16 protein-coding genes and 4 pseudogenes are annotated in these 18,553 nt (G+C 50.2%); all 20 read right to left on the reverse strand.

The genetic code is table 11. From position 1 onward, the window contains the following. Positions 1 to 19: 19 nt before the first annotated feature. Positions 20 to 424, reverse strand: a complete 405-nt coding sequence (locus ABGT54_RS08140) for a hypothetical protein (RefSeq protein WP_346663630.1) — start codon at positions 422 to 424, stop codon at positions 20 to 22. A gap of 77 nt (positions 425 to 501) precedes the next feature. Beyond that, positions 502 to 1,356 (reverse strand): helix-turn-helix transcriptional regulator, encoded by an 855-nt coding sequence (locus tag ABGT54_RS08145; RefSeq protein WP_346663631.1) that lies wholly within the window; start codon positions 1,354 to 1,356, stop codon positions 502 to 504. A 2-nt stretch (positions 1,357 to 1,358) separates the two neighbouring features. Continuing rightward, on the reverse strand, positions 1,359 to 1,544 hold the full coding sequence (locus tag ABGT54_RS08150; protein WP_346663632.1) for a cytochrome C: 186 nt from the start codon (positions 1,542 to 1,544) through the stop codon (positions 1,359 to 1,361). 226 nt (positions 1,545 to 1,770) lie between these two features. After that, complete coding sequence (gene rpsO / locus ABGT54_RS08155) at positions 1,771 to 2,037, reverse strand: 30S ribosomal protein S15 (protein ID WP_346663633.1); 267 nt, start codon at positions 2,035 to 2,037, stop codon at positions 1,771 to 1,773. Positions 2,038 to 2,169: 132 nt separating this feature from the next. Further along, positions 2,170 to 3,108 (reverse strand): bifunctional riboflavin kinase/FAD synthetase, encoded by a 939-nt coding sequence (locus ABGT54_RS08160; protein WP_346663634.1) that lies wholly within the window; start codon positions 3,106 to 3,108, stop codon positions 2,170 to 2,172. An 18-nt stretch (positions 3,109 to 3,126) separates the two neighbouring features. Further along, positions 3,127 to 4,068, reverse strand: a complete 942-nt coding sequence (gene truB, locus ABGT54_RS08165; protein ID WP_346663635.1) for a tRNA pseudouridine(55) synthase TruB — start codon at positions 4,066 to 4,068, stop codon at positions 3,127 to 3,129. Continuing rightward, positions 4,065 to 5,045: a bifunctional oligoribonuclease/PAP phosphatase NrnA gene (locus ABGT54_RS08170; RefSeq protein WP_346663636.1), complete on the reverse strand. Its 981-nt coding sequence runs from the start codon at positions 5,043 to 5,045 to the stop codon at positions 4,065 to 4,067. Before ABGT54_RS08170 ends, truB begins: the two co-directional genes overlap by 4 nt. Continuing rightward, positions 5,032 to 5,421 (reverse strand): 30S ribosome-binding factor RbfA, encoded by a 390-nt coding sequence (gene rbfA / locus ABGT54_RS08175; protein WP_346663637.1) that lies wholly within the window; start codon positions 5,419 to 5,421, stop codon positions 5,032 to 5,034. The genes ABGT54_RS08170 and rbfA overlap by 14 nt, the downstream gene beginning before the upstream one ends. Before the next feature lie 35 nt (positions 5,422 to 5,456). Next, positions 5,457 to 8,126, reverse strand: coding sequence for a translation initiation factor IF-2 (gene infB, locus ABGT54_RS08180; protein ID WP_346663638.1), 2,670 nt, complete (start codon positions 8,124 to 8,126; stop codon positions 5,457 to 5,459). A gap of 35 nt (positions 8,127 to 8,161) precedes the next feature. After that, entirely contained in the window at positions 8,162 to 8,467 is a 306-nt protein-coding gene (locus tag ABGT54_RS08185; RefSeq protein WP_346663639.1) for a ribosomal L7Ae/L30e/S12e/Gadd45 family protein, read from the reverse strand. Continuing rightward, positions 8,454 to 8,726: a YlxR family protein gene (locus tag ABGT54_RS08190; protein ID WP_346663640.1), complete on the reverse strand. Its 273-nt coding sequence runs from the start codon at positions 8,724 to 8,726 to the stop codon at positions 8,454 to 8,456. Before ABGT54_RS08190 ends, ABGT54_RS08185 begins: the two co-directional genes overlap by 14 nt. Continuing rightward, positions 8,723 to 9,924: pseudogene (gene nusA / locus ABGT54_RS08195) on the reverse strand (transcription termination factor NusA). Before nusA ends, ABGT54_RS08190 begins: the two are co-directional and overlap by 4 nt. A gap of 23 nt (positions 9,925 to 9,947) precedes the next feature. Then, positions 9,948 to 10,418, reverse strand: a pseudogene (gene rimP, locus ABGT54_RS08200) (ribosome maturation factor RimP). 117 nt (positions 10,419 to 10,535) lie between these two features. Next, complete coding sequence (locus ABGT54_RS08205; RefSeq protein ID WP_346663641.1) at positions 10,536 to 10,700, reverse strand: hypothetical protein; 165 nt, start codon at positions 10,698 to 10,700, stop codon at positions 10,536 to 10,538. A gap of 163 nt (positions 10,701 to 10,863) precedes the next feature. Further along, a complete protein-coding gene (locus ABGT54_RS08210; RefSeq protein WP_346663642.1) occupies positions 10,864 to 11,061 on the reverse strand; it encodes a hypothetical protein in 198 nt (65 codons plus the stop codon). Then, positions 11,058 to 11,892 (reverse strand): annotated as a pseudogene (gene nudC, locus ABGT54_RS08215) (NAD(+) diphosphatase). The gene ABGT54_RS08210 and the pseudogene nudC overlap by 4 nt, the downstream one beginning before the upstream one ends. Positions 11,893 to 11,928: 36 nt before the next feature. Beyond that, a pseudogene (locus tag ABGT54_RS08220) lies at positions 11,929 to 14,187 on the reverse strand (DNA topoisomerase (ATP-hydrolyzing)). A 97-nt stretch (positions 14,188 to 14,284) separates the two neighbouring features. Next, the gene (locus ABGT54_RS08225) at positions 14,285 to 16,207 is read right to left on the reverse strand and encodes a DNA gyrase subunit B (protein WP_346663643.1); all 1,923 of its coding nucleotides are present in this window, start codon (positions 16,205 to 16,207) and stop codon (positions 14,285 to 14,287) included. 106 nt (positions 16,208 to 16,313) lie between these two features. Then, positions 16,314 to 17,495 carry a stage II sporulation protein P gene (locus tag ABGT54_RS08230; RefSeq protein ID WP_346663644.1) on the reverse strand — a complete coding sequence of 394 codons (1,182 nt, stop codon included), beginning with the start codon at positions 17,493 to 17,495 and terminating at the stop codon, positions 16,314 to 16,316. Positions 17,496 to 17,527: 32 nt separating this feature from the next. Next, positions 17,528 to 18,517, reverse strand: a complete 990-nt coding sequence (gene gpr / locus ABGT54_RS08235) for a GPR endopeptidase (protein ID WP_346663645.1) — start codon at positions 18,515 to 18,517, stop codon at positions 17,528 to 17,530. Positions 18,518 to 18,553: the final 36 nt, after the last annotated feature.

The following is an 18,553-nucleotide window of genomic DNA, read 5'->3' on the forward strand; positions in this document are numbered from 1 at the left end:
CTGTGAAGCGTTTTTTACTTTACGCAGCGCACTTCGTATATGTATCTACAAGTGTTTGATTCGGTAATAGCGTTATGCCCAAGGCCGCAGCCTCCGCAGCTTTTTCGATTGAATGATGTCTTCCACCAGATAGATTTCTGATGTGTTGACAAACGTCAAACGGCCCCTGTGGAGAAGTATACAGGCGAACTGGCGTAACTTCCTCAAGTACCGGTTGAGCTGTTTGCACTATGGTGACAGGCTCAGATATCTTATCTGGTGTTTTACTTAAGCTGTTTTCAAGAGCATCCCACAGTTCTTTAATGGCATCCTTGTTCTTAAGGCCAAGAATGATCCCGATAATTGCTGTGGCACTGACTCCTGCGATGATCAGCTCAGTTTTGTGGGCCTTCACCCAGCTGATAAATTTATTATTTTCACTCATGGTGCGTACCTCCTGTTCCTTTTGTACTCACAGTATAGCATACATATCAGAAGCCAGAGTTCGCATTTTGAGAACTATCATTTTTCAGAGAGACAGGCTTTGCAGAAGGTAAAGGCGTGACTGTTACCCAGCGTCATAAACGACAGCATCATCTGCATTCCAACCGCAGAGTTCATTTCTGTCGACAAATCAGTATCAACCATACCTACCACATAACGCAGAGCAAGATAATAATCGGCCAGATCGGACCATTCCTGTTCCGACTTTAAGGCTTTCAGCGCTTCAGTGACAATACCATCAAAATCCGAAACAAAACCAGCTTTTTTCTCTGTAATAGAACTGTCTTCCGTATCCTTGAGCGACATATAGTCTTTAATGTTCAATTTTTTGGAGAGCAATTTGTTTTGCAATGATAGAAGTTTGTTTGTATCGGCTATCTGGGACCACCATACAAAAACACTCCAAACAAGGTTTGCTACAGCTTCTGGGGAGTCTGATTCGTCGGTAGCCTTAACAAATGCCTCAAATATCCTTACAATCATACTGCCTGAAAGTACTTCCGCATTAGAAAAGGCCTCTAACAATCTTTGCGATAAGTCATATCCATTTTTAAAGTTCGGGTTTTTCATGGCTTCTTCAGAGCGATACAAAGGCAAAATCACCCTTAGCAGTTCTGTTGTATGGGCGGATGAATTTAAATCGATAGATATGTTTTCCAATCCGGTCAAATCAGTATAAAGAAGTTCATCTACCGGCTTATTGTAATGTGCCGACAACAATTGAAGCGTTTGTAGATCTGGTTTTCTACTTCCGTTTTCATATCCCTTAACCGTTGACTTCGCACAGTGAATAATGCTGCCCAACTCGTCTAATGTCTCGTTATGGATTATTCGTAAATGCTGAATATTTCTGCCTAATTGGTTATCATCCATTATCAGCATCCTCCTTTGTTTTGAATCCGGGCCAATGTTTCCAGCATATGCTTCCCGATGGCTTCCGGGTCATTTTTATACGCATCGCAGATGAGTCGCAGCCCATCTGGTGTTAATATTCTACCGTTGTTTTTATCATAGCACATTTGCCTATATTCTTCGAGTTCCTTTTTCGTTATTGTGGGCATAGCAAATCCTCCTGAATATAAAAACAGCCGGTTTTCTGCAAAACCGACACCCTAAACGACACCCCGACACCCCTGTGCCTATGCCGCATTTCTTTGTATCAAATAACGAGTCTTAATTTCCTGCAAAGCTTCCTGCAAATCATACTGCACAGATCCTGCAAACCAGCAGTACAGCAAAAAAGACGCCGTGGTTCCAATTAAAACCACGGCGTCTTTTTTGCCATTCTTATTTTCTAAGACCAAGTCTTTCGATCAAAGAACGGTATCTCTCGATATCATTCTTTCTTAAGTATGCAAGAAGACCTCTTCTCTGACCAACCATTTTCAGAAGACCTCTTCTGGAATGATGGTCCTTCGGATTTGCCTTAAAGTGATCTGTCAGGTCATTGATACGTGCAGTCAGGATTGCGATCTGCACTTCCGGTGAACCTGTATCTCCAGGTGTTCTTCCGTAATCTTTTACGATCTGTTCTTTCTGTTCCTTTGTAATCATGTTTTTTTCCTCCTTTTTCTTATATAAACGCCGGATATTAAGCAGCGGTCGGAGTGATCCTGCCACCGAACATCGGCTCACACTTGTGTAGTATACCACGGGCGCCACCAGATGTAAAGACTCTTTTTCAGACTATTTCTTCTGTTGCTTCTGTGTCTCAAAGAACTTCCGTCCGCAGGCAATATCCCGGTCCACCTGCTCTTTCAGAGCATCCACTGTCTCAAATCTTCGTTCCGGCCGGTGAAACGCCATCAACTCTGTCAGGATCTCTTTGCCGTAGGCGTCCCCTTCATAATCCAGCAGATAGCTTTCCACCAGAAGCCGGCCGTCCCGGCTTACCGTAGGCTTCACTCCTACATTGGAAATTGCCGGATGCCAGGAACCGTCCACCCTGACCCTTCCAAAATAAACGCCATTTGGAGGCGCGATCTTCTCCGCAGGCCAGTGAAGATTTACCGTCGGAAATCCCAGTGTTCTCCCCAGCCGTCTGCCGTGTTCCACCACGCCGTCCGCGCCGTAATAATACCCGAGAAGTTCTGCCGCCTTTCCCACATCTCCGGTACGCAGCACTTCTTTGATGTAAGTGCTGCTGATGATGCGGTCCTGATACCGCTCTTTTTCTATCACAAACAACTGATATCCGTAGGTTTCGGCATATGCCGCCAACATATGGACATCTCCTTTTTTTTCATATCCGAAGTGAAAATCTGTTCCGACCACCACATATCTGGCATGCAGTTTCCGGCATATAATCTCTTCAATAAATGCTTCCGCACGCATCCTTGCGAAATCCGGAGTAAACGGACATTCCACCAGCACATCCACCACGCCGTCCAGATGCAGATACCGTTCTCTTTGATCCATGATGATCTGAGGCGTGATTCCCTTTTCCTTCCACAAGGGATGCATATCAAACGCGCAGACAATACTGTTTAAATTTTCTTTTGTGCTTAACTCACGAACCTTTGATACCAGTTTCTGATGCCCCCTGTGGAGACCGTCAAATTTACCAAAGGTTACTGCTGACTCCCTGCCGCTCTGGTATTGCGACAGTTCTTTGATATACTGCATATGACTGTTCCTTCTTTATCAGATCTGCTCCTCCCGCTCCGGGAAGAACATTTTTACAATACCGAATACTTTTTTTTCTTCTTTCCAGGCATACAAAGCGATAAACCGGCCGTCTCTGTCATAGAGTCTGACCCTGCAGCCATCTGCCAGCTCTGCCACAGAGTCTGACTTGGCGGTCCATCCTTCTACCGCCCGGCAGGGAAGTTCCCCGCCATTTCTTGCAAGCTTCTCCCAGTCCGGCTTCACCTGTATCACAGGGTCTTCCGGGAAGACCTGATCCACAGCCAGGATCCGTCCGGCAAGCGTTCCTTCTTCTTTGCGGCTTGCGATCTCCTGAAGCTTCATACTGTCCTTCAATTCAAAGATCCCGGATCTTGTGCGGAGCAAAGACTCCATACACCCGCCGCATCCAAGTTCCTCTCCGATATCATGACACAGGGTGCGGATATACGTCCCCTTGGAACAGGTAATCTCCATCCACACTCTGGGAAGCTCCATCTTCAGGATCCGGATCTGACGGATCGTCACCGGCCTTGCCTCCCTCTCGATGGTCTTTCCCTCTCTTGCCAGTTCATACAGCTTCTTTCCAGCTACTTTTACCGCCGAATACATAGGCGGTATCTGCCAGATATCACCCTCGAACTTCCGAATTGCCGCACGGACGTGTTCTTCTTCCAGAAAAGAAGGATCCGCAGATGTCAGTACTTTTCCGGAAATATCCTGTGTATCCGTAGAGATCCCCAGAAGCAGTACCCCTTCGTAAGTCTTCTCTTTTTCTGTCAGAAGATCACAGAGCCTGGTAGCCTTCCCCAGACATACGGGCAGCACCCCTTCTGCGTCCGGATCCAGCGTCCCGGTATGTCCGATCTTTTTCTGTCCCAGGATTCCCCGTAATTTTGCCACCACATCGTGGGAGGTATAGCCTTTTTCTTTATAAACATTCAGGATTCCGTGCATCATGAGCGGTCCCCTGCTTCTTCTGCTTCTTCCAGAAGCTCAAACTGTTCTTCCAGCTGCCCGGCCAGATTGGTCAGGATATCCTGGGGCGTTCCTGCCATGGAAAATCCAGCCGCCTTCTCATGACCGCCTCCGCCGAAGAACGCAGCCACCTTGCTCACATTGATCCGTTCTTTGGACCGCAGGCTCACCTTATAAAGACTGGAGCCGGTCTCATACATGAAGACCGCCACCTCCACGCCCTTCGTCACCCGGAGCTGGCTGACGATGCCATCCAGGTCCACCGGAGTTACACCGTAAAAGTTCATGGTCTTCTTCGTGATATACGAAGCAATACATCTGCCGTCCATAAAGACAATGCTTTCCAGAAGCGCCCTGCCAAGGATCTGATTCTGGGCATAGCTTTTCTCATAATAAGTATCCTGGATCAGCTTTGCCGCGTCCACACCCTTTTCCAGCAGGTTTGCCGCCGCCCGGAAGGTAGCCGGCCCGGCGCAGGTGTACTGAAACACCCCAGTGTCATGAACAAGACCCATGTAGAGGAGTTCCGCTGTCTTTTTCGATATTTTCTCATCTTCCAGAAAACCATAGACCAGTTCCGACGTAGAACTCGCCTCCGGAACCACATGATTTTCTTCCGCAAATCCTTCATTACTGATATGATGATCAATGCACACGGTATGGGCCGCTCTGTCAAAAAGCGGCATGGAAAATCCCAGTCTTTCTTTGTCGCCGCAATCCAGGCAGATAAAGAGATCGTACTGTTTTTCCTCCTTCGCCTCATGTCGGATCACCCCTGCCGGCACCCATGGTTCAAAAGCTTCCGGAATCTCCTCCAGATAAACATCCACCTGTTTTTCCGGCAGGTTCTCTCTAAGATACTGATACAGTCCCATGCAGGAACCCACACAGTCCCCATCCGGGTGCAGATGCCCGCCGATCGCAATTGACGCAGCCTCTTTGATCCTATTCTTCCACATCCTCATCACCTTCCGATGTTGTCATGCCTTTGGTTACTTCGTCAATCTTTTTAGACATATTTACTCCATATTCAATGGACTGATCTAATACAAATGTGATCTCCGGCGTATTTCTAAGATTGAGCGTGCGCGCCAGCTCCCTGCGGATAAATCCCTCTGCGCTTTTCAAACCCTCCATGGTGTTTTTCTGCGCTTCCTGATCCCCCAGCACACTGATGTATGCCTTGCAGGTCTTAAGATCCGGAGCCACTTCCGCCGCCACCACAGACGTCCAGGGGGCTACGCGGGGATCCTTGATCCCGCTGCGGATAATATTACTAAGCTCTCTTTGCACCTCGGTGTTGACTCTGGTATTCTTGATACTTCTTTTTTTCATGCTCCATCCTTCTTTCATTCAGGCGGAGAAGACCCCTATCTTGGGATCTCCACCATCTTAAATGCCTCTACCAGATCGCCTTCCTTCACATCATTAAAGTTATGGAAGACAAATCCACATTCATAGCCTGCCCTTACTTCCTTCACATCATCCTTAAACCGTTTCAGGGATGCCAGCGCTCCCTCGTATACCACCACACCGTCTCTGGTGATCCGGACAGAACAGTCTCTTTCAAAAGTGCCGTCCAGCACATAAGAACCTGCAATGGTACCAACGCCGGAAGCTTTGAACAGCTGGCGTACCTCTGCATGACCAAGCACTTTCTCCTCGAAGATCGGATCCAGCATACCTTTCATGGCTGCCTCCACATCCTCGATGGCATTGTAGATCACCCGATACAGACGGATGTCCACGCCTTCTCTCTCAGCAGTCTCTTTTGCGGTCGCATCCGGGCGCACATTGAAACCGATGATGATCGCATTGGATGCAGATGCAAGGCTGACGTCAGATTCATTGATGGCTCCCACGCCGCCATGGATGATCTTGACTACCACCTCATCATTGGAAAGTTTGAGAAGACTCTGTTTGATCGCTTCCACAGATCCCTGCACATCCGCTTTTACAACAATGCCAAGTTCTTTTAAGTTTCCTTCCTGGATCTGTGTAAACAGGTCATCCAGAGAAAGTTTGGACTTGGTCTCTTCCAGAAGCTTCACTTTGCCCTGTGAGATAAAGGTATCGGCAAAATGTCTTGCCTCTTTTTCATTGGCACAGCATACAAATACTTCGCCGGCATTGGGCACGTCATTTAAGCCCAGGATCTCTACCGGAACAGAAGGTCCGGCTTCTTTGACTCTTCTTCCCTTATCATCCATCATTGCGCGGACTTTGCCGTGGGCGCTTCCTGCCGCAATGGCGTCGCCCACGCGAAGAGTTCCTTTCTGTACCAGCACAGTAGCCACAGAACCTCTTCCCTTATCAAGCTGCGCTTCCAGCACCAGACCACGGGCCCGGCGGTTCGGATTGGCCTTTAATTCCATCATCTCTGCCGTCAGAATGATCATTTCCATCAGGTCTTTCAGACCTTCGCCGGTCTTTGCAGATACCGGTACAAATACGGTGCTTCCGCCCCAGTCTTCCGGGATCAGCTCATATTCTGCCAGTTCCTGTTTTACACGGTCGATATTGGCACTTGGTTTATCAATCTTATTAATCGCCACCACGATCTCTACGCCTGCAGCTTTCGCATGGTTGATCGCCTCTACGGTCTGCGGCATCACGCCGTCATCTGCGGCTACCACAAGGATCGCGATATCGGTAGAGCTGGCGCCACGCATACGCATGGCCGTAAATGCTTCATGTCCCGGAGTATCAAGGAAGGTAATCTTTTCCCCATTGACATCAACCACATAAGCGCCGATGTGCTGGGTAATACCGCCTGCCTCCCTGTCAATCACATTGGTATGACGGATCGCATCCAGAAGAGAAGTCTTGCCGTGGTCAACGTGTCCCATGACGCAGACAACCGGCGGACGCTTCTTCATCTTGGACACATCTTCTTCATCTTCCTTCAGAAGCTCCTCGATCACATCCACCACTTCTTCTTTTTCACACAATACGTCAAACTCCAGAGCGATCTCCTCTGCAGTCTCGTAGTCAATCTCCTGATTCACCGTTACGATCTTGCCCTGCAGGAAGAGTTTCTTTACGATCACCGACGGAACCACTTTCATTTTGTCCGCCAGCTCCTTAATGGTCAGCGCCTCCGGGATCACGATAGATTTTACTTCTTCTACCTTCTGTTCTTTCTGCTGAGGCTTCTGAAGCTGCTGTTTTGGCTCATTTTTCTTTTTGCCCTTTCCGCTTCTTTCCTCTTCATCCTCCCGGCGGTAATCCTTCTTCTTATAATCTTCTTTTCCCTTGCCTTTGGAACGCTGCGGCTTCTGCCCTTCCATGGCCGGCGCCGGAATGCTGCCGCCGCTTCTTCTGTCATTTCGCTCTCCAGGCTTTCTTCCCTGACGGCGGTCTCTGTCATGGTCGCGGGTTCTGTCGCGATCCTTTTCATGATCCCGACCCTGCTCCCGGTCTCCTCTTGCCGGACGTCTGTCCGTTCTTCCGTCTCTGGTCTCTCTGGTCTGGGCGCCTCTGTCCTGACGTCCCTCATTTTTTCTCTCCGGTCTTTCTGCCCGCTCCGTTCTTCTCTCCGCCGGTTTTTCCATTCTCTGGGGCTGCTCTGCTTTTGGAGCCGCCGCCTGTTTTGCCGGCTCTGCCGGTTTCACCGGCTTCGCCTCCGGTTTGACGCTCTCAGTCTTTGCCGGAGCTGCCTGCCGCGCCGGACGTCCATTATTTACCTGCATGGGCTTCCCCTGGATCACCGGACGACCTCCCTGCGGACTGCGTCCCATAGCCCCTCCCTGTGCGCGGTTTCCAGGCCTTCTTCCCTGCTTTCCCGCATTTTGCGTATTCTGGGGCCGGAATACATGCACGATATTTTTCTTCTTTGGAGCCTCTGCTTTCTCCTGAGCCGGAGCCTCACTCTTTGGAGCCTCCTTCCCAAGTCCACGTCTTACCAGCTCTGCTTCACTTTCCTCAATGCCGCTGCTGTGACTTGTTACTTCTATCTGATTTTTGCCAAGGAACTCGATGACCTCTTTGCTGTCCACTCCCAGCTCCTTTGCCAGCTCATATACTTTTACTTTCGCCATACTTTCTACCTCCTCTATGCAGTTTTAAAATCCACTTACCTCTCCAAATGTTTCATGATCCCTTTTGCAAATCCCTCATCCAGTACAGCAAGAGATGCGCGGAACTGCTTTCCCATTGCATGACCCAAGGTATCTTTATCTCCGTAAAAAAAGACCGGTACATGATAATAATCACACATATTGCGAAATTTCTTTCTGGTATTTTCAGACGCATCTTCCGCCACGATCACCAGCGCCGCCTTCCCGGACTTCACATCCCGTTCAGTGCAAAATTCTCCGCTGGAAACCTTTCCGGCTTTGGTCGCAAGACCAACCAGCGACAAGGCTTTATTTCCTGTCAATTTCTTCCATCTCCTTTTCCAGCATTTCGTACACTCCGGCAGGGATCGACTGTTTAAAGGAACGCTCCAGCCCCTTATTTTTCACAGCCTTTTCCAGACATTCCCGGGTAGGACAGATATATGCTCCGCGGCCGTTTTTCTTTCCGGTAGCGTCCAGAAGAAATTCTCCTTCCGGCGTGCGGATCACACGGATCATTTCTCTTTTATTTTTCATCTCCTGGCAGCCCACACAGCGGCGCACAGGCATTTTTTTATTCATCGTCCTCTTCTCCCGGCTCTTCGTAATCTACTGGACTCGTCATAAACCTCTGTCTCGTCGTAAGCGTCTGTTTCCTCATAAGCGTCCTCATACGGCTCTTCATACTCTTCCTCATAGACGCCCTCGCTTAATTCCATATAATTCTCCGGCAGTTCTCCGGACTCGATGGCCTGGGTCTCACTCTTGATGTCAATCTTGTATCCGGTCAGACGGGCTGCAAGCCTTGCGTTCTGTCCCTCTTTTCCGATCGCCAGCGACAGCTGATAATCCGGAACGATCACACTGGCTGTCTTCTCATCCGGATCGGCCATTACAGAGATCACCTTGGCCGCGACTTAACGCGTTTTCAATAAAGATCGCCGGGTTATCGCTCCAGTTGACAATGTCGATCTTCTCTCCGCGCAGCTCCCGCACGATCGTATTGACTCTGGCTCCGTTCATTCCCACGCATGCGCCTACCGGATCCACATCCGGATCGTTGGACCACACTGCGATCTTGGTACGGCTTCCCGCCTCTCTGGCAATACTCTTGATCTCCACAATACCATCTTTTACTTCGGTAACCTCTGCTTCAAACAGTCGTTTCACCAACTCCGGATGTGTTCTGGACACCAAGATCTTGGGACCCTTGGTGGTATTCTTTACTTCCACCACATAGAGCTTGATTCTTTCCGTAGGCTTGAACACTTCGCCTTTCACCTGCTCATTTTCCGTCAGCATGGCGTCTGCCTTGCCTAAATTAATGCTGATGTTCCTTCCTACATATCTCTGAACGATACCGGTCACGATATCTTTCTCTTTTTCAAAATACTGATCATAGACTACCTTGCGCTCTTCCTCCCGGATCTTCTGCAGGATCAGGTTCTTTGCATTCTGTGTGGCGATCCGGCCAAAGGATTTGGATTCCACAGGAATCTGCACAATATCGCCCAGCTCATATTTCCCGTCGATCTGTCTTGCATCCTCCAGGCTGATCTCTTCCAGAGAGTCCTCTACATCCTCCACCACTGTTTTTTCTGCAAACAGCTGGTAATCACAGGTTTCCCGATCCATGATCAGCTTGATGTTATCAGCCTTTCCAAAATGGTTTTTACAGGCATTCATCAGAGAGTTCTCAATAGCGTCCAGGATGGACTCCTTGCTGATCTCTTTCTCCCTTTTCCAAAATATTGAGCGCTTCCAGTAATTCAGTGTTCATGATCTTATCTCCTCCTATCACCCTTAAAAATCAAATGCCAGGCGGATCAGCGCAATCTCGCCCTTGTCAAATGTTTTTTCTGTCCTGTCTTCCAGTTCTATGGTCACGGTATCCTGGTCAAAAGACTTAAGAATCCCCGTAATCTCCTTCTTTTTATCTACCATCCGGTAAGTGCGGATCTCTACCTCTTCTCCCAGACTTCTCTGGAAATCCTTCTCCTTCTTTAAAGGCCGGCCAAGCCCGGGGGAGCTGACTTCCATAATATAAGAATCGTCAATATAATCTTCCCGGGTCCAGGATATCCGAAAGCCTGCGGCTCACCATCTCACAGGTCCATCCACTGTGATCCCGCCCGGTTTGTCAATGTAAGACCTAAGATACCAGGTGCCGCCTTCTTTCACATATTCTACGTCCACCAGTTCAAATCCATACTCGTCTACGATCGGCTGCAGAAGTTCTTCTGTCTTGGCTTCGTAAAATTCTCTTTTTGACAATGTAAAATTCCTCCCTTATCAACAAAGAAGAGTGAACTTTTCGTTCACTCTTCTGCCGATTTACTTATGCAACTATAGGAAGTATAGCACCATTTTCCCGTGAAATCAAGGTCTTTTTCATATTTCCCCGGCTTTTTCCCCTGCTTTTCTTCCAAACAGACGGATAAAAAGCAAAATGATAAGGATCCCGAAAAGGACACCTCCGCTGTCGATCAGCACATCCGTAAACTGACAACTTCCGCCCTGGTACAAACCTTTGATGAAATTCATCGCCTGCCGCATAGAGCGCGCCTGCTGCCAGCGCTATCCCCACAGAAAGCCGCTGTTCCAGCGCCAGCAGGCAGGAGCAGCGCCCCAAGCACCGCATACTCGCCGGCATGGGCGCATTTACGCACCGGGGTAGTCGATCCGCTCTGCAAAAGCCTCCTTACGGGCCTCGCTCCAGTCATCGTATTCCGGTACAACACACCGCGCCAAGGAAGGCCCCCACCGACAGGCTCATCCGGGAGGACTCATCTGCGGGCTTCGCAGAAAAGCCAAAGATCACAGCCATCCAGCAGAGCACAAGCGCCGCAAGGATCTTCCCCCGTCTGCCAAGCGGAAAGAGTTTCCCCTTCCGGCTCACCGCCTCCCGCCCCTTCATGGCCGCTCTCCTTTCTGGAACGCCAGCATCATTTCATTGGTCAGACTGATCTGGTCTGCTGTCACCTGCATATCTTCCCGCTTCAACCCCATTCTGCCAGAGAAAGTTCTTCCTCATCCAGACGGATCTGATCGGAACCGTCCAGCTCGCAGAAAAATCCCATCAGCAGGGTATCCGAAAAAGACCAGGGCTGGCTTTTGTAATAGGTAAGATTTTTGACCTTTAAGCCCACTTCCTCCATGACCTCTCTTTGCACCGTCTCCTCCAATGGTCTCCCCCACCTCTGCGAATCCGGCGAGCAGCGCGTAAGAAGTATATTCCCCCGTCCTGCATATTTGCTCATAAGGATCCGGTCGTGATCCGTCACCGCAACGATCACTGCCGGGCAGATCTTCGGAAACTCCATCAGACCGCAGGCCGGGCAGCGCATCATCCGCTCCTTCTCATCATGGATCATCGGTTTCCCACATCTCCCGCAGAAACGCCGGCTCTCATACCACTCCTGCAGCTGACGGCCGGTAATCCCTGCAAACCGGAAATATTCCGGTCTTGCCGTTCTTAAGATCCAGGTATCTTCAAACCCGTACCCCATCTCCAGAAGTGCGGGAAAATCCTCCGGTCTCCCCAGATAAAATCCTTCCTCGTCAATGGAAAACAGATACCTCCGGGTCTCCGGCCTTTGCATCTGCAATGGTGGGAAACTGAATCTTTCCATCCTCTTTTTTGATCAGAATCTTTGCGATCCTGATAGCAAAGAAGATAATCCCCGGATTTTGCCGGCGCCGGGCGGTATGTATTCTTATATCTTTTTGGCGCAATATCCTGTATCATCTGATTCCTTCCTTCTTTCTATGCCATATGCTGTACCTAGCCGCGGGTCCTGGTTCCGTTTCCGTCCCGCTTTGCCATCTTCAGCCGGTTCAGCGACACTTCTGTTTTCGCCGTAAACGACTTTCGTCTCAGTTCCCTCTTCAAAGAGATAGGCGTGCTCCAGCCTCATCCTTTTTCTTCAGCCGGATCCCCCGTACGCCAATGGCGCCCTTTTTCTTTTTCTGGACACTTCTTCAGCCCGCGACATCCTTAAGAAATATCCTTCTTTTGTCTGCAGCACCACGTTCTGATTGTCATGGATCAGCGCCACCGTCACCACCGCGTCGTCCGGCCTGCAGTTTGGTGGCCATGATCGTCCGCTTGGGCCACCTGGAATCCCCGGCCTTCCACCTTCTTGGACCATCCCCTGCCGGGTGGCAAAAAGGAGCATGGAACAGCGCAGCTGTCTCTTCCTCGCACAGGTAGACCGCCTCTTCCTTTGTGCTGTCAAAGTTGCTCACATTATCCACCGGAATTCCCCTTATCCCGGAACTTGCCAAAGGGCAGATCCAGCACCTTGATCTGGTGCATTTTCCCCGCCGTCCGTAAAGAGACAGATCCGCCCCCGTATTTTTTACAGGTAATGACTTCCCCGGTTCTCTGCGTCCGCCGCTTCTTTATTTCTCTCATAAGTGCTAACGTCTATCGTCCCTTGCGTAGCCAAAACGATCCATCAAAAAGACCACATCCTGCTCTTCGATCTTATTTTCCTCATAGACCGCTTCTTCCGCATTCTCGATCTTCGTCCGCCGCTTTTTTCCAAAAACCGTCTTGATCTGATCCAGCTCCTCCATGATCACTTCTGCCATGGAATCATAATGATTCAGGATATCCTCATACCTCGCTATATTTTTCAGCGTGTCCTGATGCTCCTTCATCAGCGCTTCAATTTCCAGTCCGATCAGCCGGTAGAGGCGCATTTCCAGGATGGCGGTAGCCTGACGTTCGGTAAAACGCAGCATCGCCGCCATTTTTTTTGATACTTTTGACTTAAACGTAATATGTTCGGTCTCCCCTCTGGTCAGACAGTCTTTGGCGTCCTTCACAGAACGGCTGCCCCGCAGGATCTCAATAATCAGGTCGATCACATCACAGGCCTTGATAAGACCTTCCTGGATCTCTTTTTTATCCTGCTCCTTTGCCAGCAGCGTCCGGTACTTCCTGGTGGCAAGCTCAAACTGAAAATCCACATGATGTTCGATGATCTTCTTAAGCCCCATGGTCTCCGGCCTGCCGTCCGCAACTGCCAGCATATTTACGCCAAAGGTATCCTCAAGCCGGGTCTTTTTGTAGAGCATATTGGTAAGATTTTCCACATCCGCGCCCTTTTTCAGCTCCAGTACGATGCGGATGCCTTCCTTGGAAGACTGATTGGAAATATCCGTGATGTCGCTGGTCTTTTTGGACTCTACCAGGGCGGCGACATCATTTAAAAACTTACCGATCCCGGCGCCGATCATCGTATAAGGGATCTCCGTGATCACCAGTCTCTGCTTTCCACCTTTGCCTTCCTCAATCTCCACTTTTCCCCGGAGTCTGATCTTGCCGACGCCCGTCTCATAAATTTCCAGCAGATCGTCTTTATTGATAACAATGCCTCCGGTCGGAAAATCCGGGCCTTTGACATAACGCATCAGCTGTCTGGTGCTGATCTCGTCATTTTTCATATACGCCTTGACCGCGTCAATGACCTCGCCCAGATTGTGCGTGGGAATGCTGGTGGCCATACCAACCGCGATGCCTTCCGCTCCGTTGACCAGCAGATTCGGGATCCGCACCGGCAGCACGGAAGGCTCCTTCTCCGTCTCGTCAAAGTTGGGAACAAAGTCCACGATATCCTTGTCCAGATCCGCCAGGAACACCTCCTGCGTCAGCCTCTCAAGCCGGGCTTCCGTATAACGCATGGCCGCGGCCCCGTCCCCCTCGATCGATCCGAAATTACCGTGGCCGTCCACCAGGGTCATGCCCTTCTTAAACTCCTGGGCCATCACCACCAGAGCTTCATAGATTGAACTGTCTCCATGCGGGTGATACTTACCCATGGTGTCCCCCCACGATACGGGCGCACTTCCGGTAAGGCCTGTCATAGCGGATCCCCAGCTCATACATATCATAGAGCGTTCGCCGCTGCACCGGCTTCAGGCCGTCCCGCACATCCGGCAGCGCACGGGAAATAATCACACTCATCGCATAATCAATGTAAGACTTCTTCATCACATCAGAATATTCCGTTCTGATAATCTGCGTATCCTGCATAATATTCTCCTCATCCGGGGACGTAGACCTTTTGCAAAGGTCTACGTCCCAAATTGCGTTTCAGGGTGTACCAAATTGAATTTCAGGGTGTACCCTGTTAAATATCTAACTCTGCTTCTGTCGCATTTTCGTATATGAACGCCCGCCTGGGCGGCACTTCTGTTCCCATCAGCATTTCTGTTACAGAGGACGCCATTCTTGCATCCTCGATCTCTACCAGTTTCAGCATCCGGGTCTCGGGATTTAATGTGGTTTCCCACAACTGTTCCGCGTCCATCTCCCCAAGGCCCTTGTATCGCTGCAGGGTGAATGGCCCTTCGTGAGTTTTTCGGTATTTTTCCAGGGCTTTATCGTCGTACAAATATTCTTCCTCACCTTTCTTTGGCATGGCTTTATAAAGGGGCGGCATGGCAATGTATACATGCCCTTCGTAGATCAGTTCCGGCATAAACCGGTAGAAAAGTGTCAGAAGAAGTGTGGATATATGGGCGCCGTCCACATCTGCGTCGGCCATAATGATGATCTTGTCGTACCGAAGTTTCGTAATGTCAAAGTCATTGCCATACCCTTCGGAAAATCCACAGCCAAAAGCATTGATCATGGTCTTGATCTCGGCATTTGCCAGGATCTTGTCAATGCTGGCCTTTTCTACATTGAGGATCTTTCCCCGGATGGGAAGAATGGCCTGGTACATCCGGTCTCTGGCCGTTTTTGCCGATCCGCCGGCGGAATCTCCTTCTACAATAAAGATCTCACACCTGGACGCATCCCGGCTCTCACAGTTGGCCAGCTTGCCGTTGCTGTCAAAGGAATACTTCTGCTTCGTCAGAAGATTTGTCTTTGCCCGCTCTTCGGTCTTGCGGATCTTCGCCGCCTTTTCCGCGCAGCCGATCACTTTCTTAAGATTCTCTACATTCCGGTCAAAGTAGCGCACCACTTCCTCGCCAGTCACCTTCCCGGTAGCCTTTGCCGCATCCGGATTATCCAGTTTTGTCTTGGTCTGTCCTTCAAATCTGGGATCCGGATGTTTGATCGACACGATCGCCGTCATCCCATTGCGGATATCCGCCCCTGTAAAATTCGCATCTTTTTCCTTCAGAATGCCCAGTTCTCTCGCATACTGATTGATCACCGTGGTAAATGTAGTCTTAAAACCAGTCAGATGAGTGCCGCCTTCCGCATTGTATATATTGTTGCAGAACCCCAGCACATTTTCATGGAATTCATTGACATACTGAAACGCCGCCTCTACCTCGATACCGTCACTTTCGCCTTTAAAATACACCGGCTCATGGATCACTTCTTTTTTTTCATTCAGTTCCCGGATAAATCCCAGGATCCCGTCCGGCTCATGATACTCAATATGCTCCGGCGTCTCGCCTCTGAAATCTTCAAAAATAATGGTAAGCTTGGGATTTAAGTAAGCCGTCTCATGCATCCGGCTCTTAATCTCCTCCGCCCGGAATCTGGTCTTTTCAAAAATAGTGTCATCGGGCAGGAAATTTACGCGGGTTCCCGTTTTCCTGGTCTTTCCGATCACTGGCAGGAGCCCGTCCTCCAGCTCGATCACCGGTTTGCCCCGCTCATATCTGTCATGAAAAATCTGGCCGTCCCGACTGATCTCTACATCCATATGGGCAGACAGAGCGTTGACCACCGACGAGCCCACTCCGTGAAGGCCTCCGCTGGTCTTATAAACCGAATCATCAAATTTTCCTCCGGCATGCAGCGTAGTATACACCACACGGGCCGCCGACACCCCGGTAGCGTGAAGATCCACCGGCACCCCGCGGCCATTATCCGCCACAGTAGCCGAGCCGTCCCGCTCCAGCGTCACCCGGATCTCACTGCAAAATCCAGCCAGATGTTCATCCACCGCATTATCCACCATCTCATAGACCAGATGATTCAGTCCTTTGGTCGATACGCTGCCGATATACATTCCCGGACGCTTTCTGACCGCTTCCAGCCCTTCTAATATTGAAATACTATCTGCATCATATGTATTCTTCTTCGCCATTGATCTGTTACCCTTTCTTTCCATCTTTTGCGAACCCGCTCTTCCAGGCAGACTTTTCCATACTGCACCTATCTTAGCACAAAATGTGGTATGAATCAAACATATTTTATCCTGTCAGTACAGAATCTAGTGTATCTGCCAAAAGTTCCATGGCATTTCGCATCTCCTCCACGGTATTGGTCTGAGCTCCCGCTTCTACCAGAAGAGTCCTGGGCGCCAGGTGCATATTATAACGGTAGGCCCGAAGATAAATGTGCCTGGTAAATCCGGGATACTTCCTGGCCGCCTGGATCTGCATCTGCAGGGAAAATGCCAGGTTGTCTTCAATATAGGGATTGGGAAGATAGCTGATCGTTCCATTGGCCCTGCTGCGGCTTAACCCGTTAAAAAACATGATCTGGGCCACCTGCTTCCCTCCGATTTCTGTCACCAGATGCGTCCCTTCCGCCACTCCGTCCCTGTGCAGATCGATCACCACCTGGATACTCGGATGTTCCTGCAGGATCTTCGCAATCTCAGGCTCCGCCATCTGATAGGCCATGCTCCGGTCCAGTTTCCCGTCGATCAGATCATAGACCCCCTGATGATGCAGTGTTTCTATCTGATAAGTATCGTTTAAAAGCGACGCCAGATACGCTCCAATCCCCACGATTGACGTGTTCACATCTCCCGGGACGGAATCCGCAAATGTCTCCTGGGAATGCGTATGATAGATCAGGATCTTAGGCCCGTTTACCTCCCGGTCAATCTTCAGATCCTTTCCCAGCAGTTTCTCTGCATTCAGGAGCTCTGCGTCCGCCATAGTGCTGCTGTCTACGGTATAAAAATTCCCCAGCAGATATTCATAATTCTGCAGTTTTTCCATAGACGTATCTATGGCAGGCAGCGCCGGGGCAGCCGATGCCTGGGCAGTTTTATTTTCCCCCACAAGATTTCCTTCTTCATCCACTACATTCTCATCATTCTCCTGTCCCGCAAGGATCATCTGGTAGGTCTTCCCATCTTCCACCTCTGTTCCCGCAGCCAGGCATTTCTCTGTGTACACGCAGGCCGGGATCAGTTCCATTACCCGGCGAAGCAGCCAGGCCTCCGGATCTGCTTCCGCCTGATCCGCTTCATAAACCACCCCGGCAAGGCAGGTACGGGCTGCTCTTTCCAGCAGCAGCCGGTTGACTGCGCTTCCTGCAGCCGCCGCTCCTTCCCCCGGGAACTCTTTGATAAGCGCCGCCGTCAAAAGCGCCGCCACAACAGCCAGAAAAAAACGGCTGATCCTGTGCTTCCGGCCCAAATGATCCCCCTCTTCTTAATGATGTCTTAACACTATATGAATTTTTCAGATGGATTATGAGCATGTCCGGAAGAAAAAACCAGATTCAGCGCCTCCGATATCGTATAGCTGATCCGTTTTACCGTTTCATCAATGTCCTTTGGGGTCACAAACATTCCATGAAGCTGCGGCGAGATCAGCTCCTTTACCAATTCATACTTTTCCGCAGCGCTATATCCCTGCAGCACCACACCCACGCCGCGCAGCGTCTCGGAATGTTCCATGGCGCAGATCAGATTCTCCATCGTATCATTTACAATGGTCGCCGCATCCACCACGGTAGGCACCCCAATGGCAACCACCGGAACACCTGTGGTCTCTTCCGTAATCCCGTTCCGGCAGTTCCCTACGCCTGCCCCCGGGTGGATCCCTGCGTCACTGATCTGGATCGTCCGGTTCAGCCTTCTTGAACTTCTGGCCGCCAGCGCATCGATTACCACCAGAAGATCTGGCTTCGTCTCTGACACAATCCCCCGGATGATTTCTGCCGTTTCCATCCCCGTCTGCCCGGTCACCCCCGGCGCCACGGCGCTTACCATTTTGATCCGATCCTCTCCCATGGCATAACGCCCATATTCCTTTATAATGTGCCTGGAAATATTCAGATTATCCACGACATAAGGGCCTAGCGCGTCCGGCGTCACCTTCCGGTTGCCAAGACCTGCAACCAGCACCGAATACTCCTCCCGGTCCGGCCGCAGAAATCCTTCCAGATACTTTGCCAGCTCCACTGCAATCTCCCGGTGGTAATCCTCATCCGGCACCGCCATCCCAGGCGCTTCCATGGTAATGTATGTTCCCACCGGCTTCTTCATGATCTTTGCTCCATTTTCCGTCTCGATCCGTACCGTAGTGATCTTAATCTCCCGCTCTGCATCCTCCTGCTCTTCCACCACCACACCAGGAATCTCCACATGATCCGCCTCAAACCGCTCCTTTTGCTCCAGCGCCAGATCTGTCCGGATACTATACTTCTCAATCATGCCTCTCATCCTCATTTCCGTTTCCTTTTATTTGCT

The sequence above is a fragment of the uncultured Merdimonas sp. genome (assembly GCF_963929015.1).
In the GTDB taxonomy this organism is placed as follows: domain Bacteria; phylum Bacillota; class Clostridia; order Lachnospirales; family Lachnospiraceae; genus Merdimonas.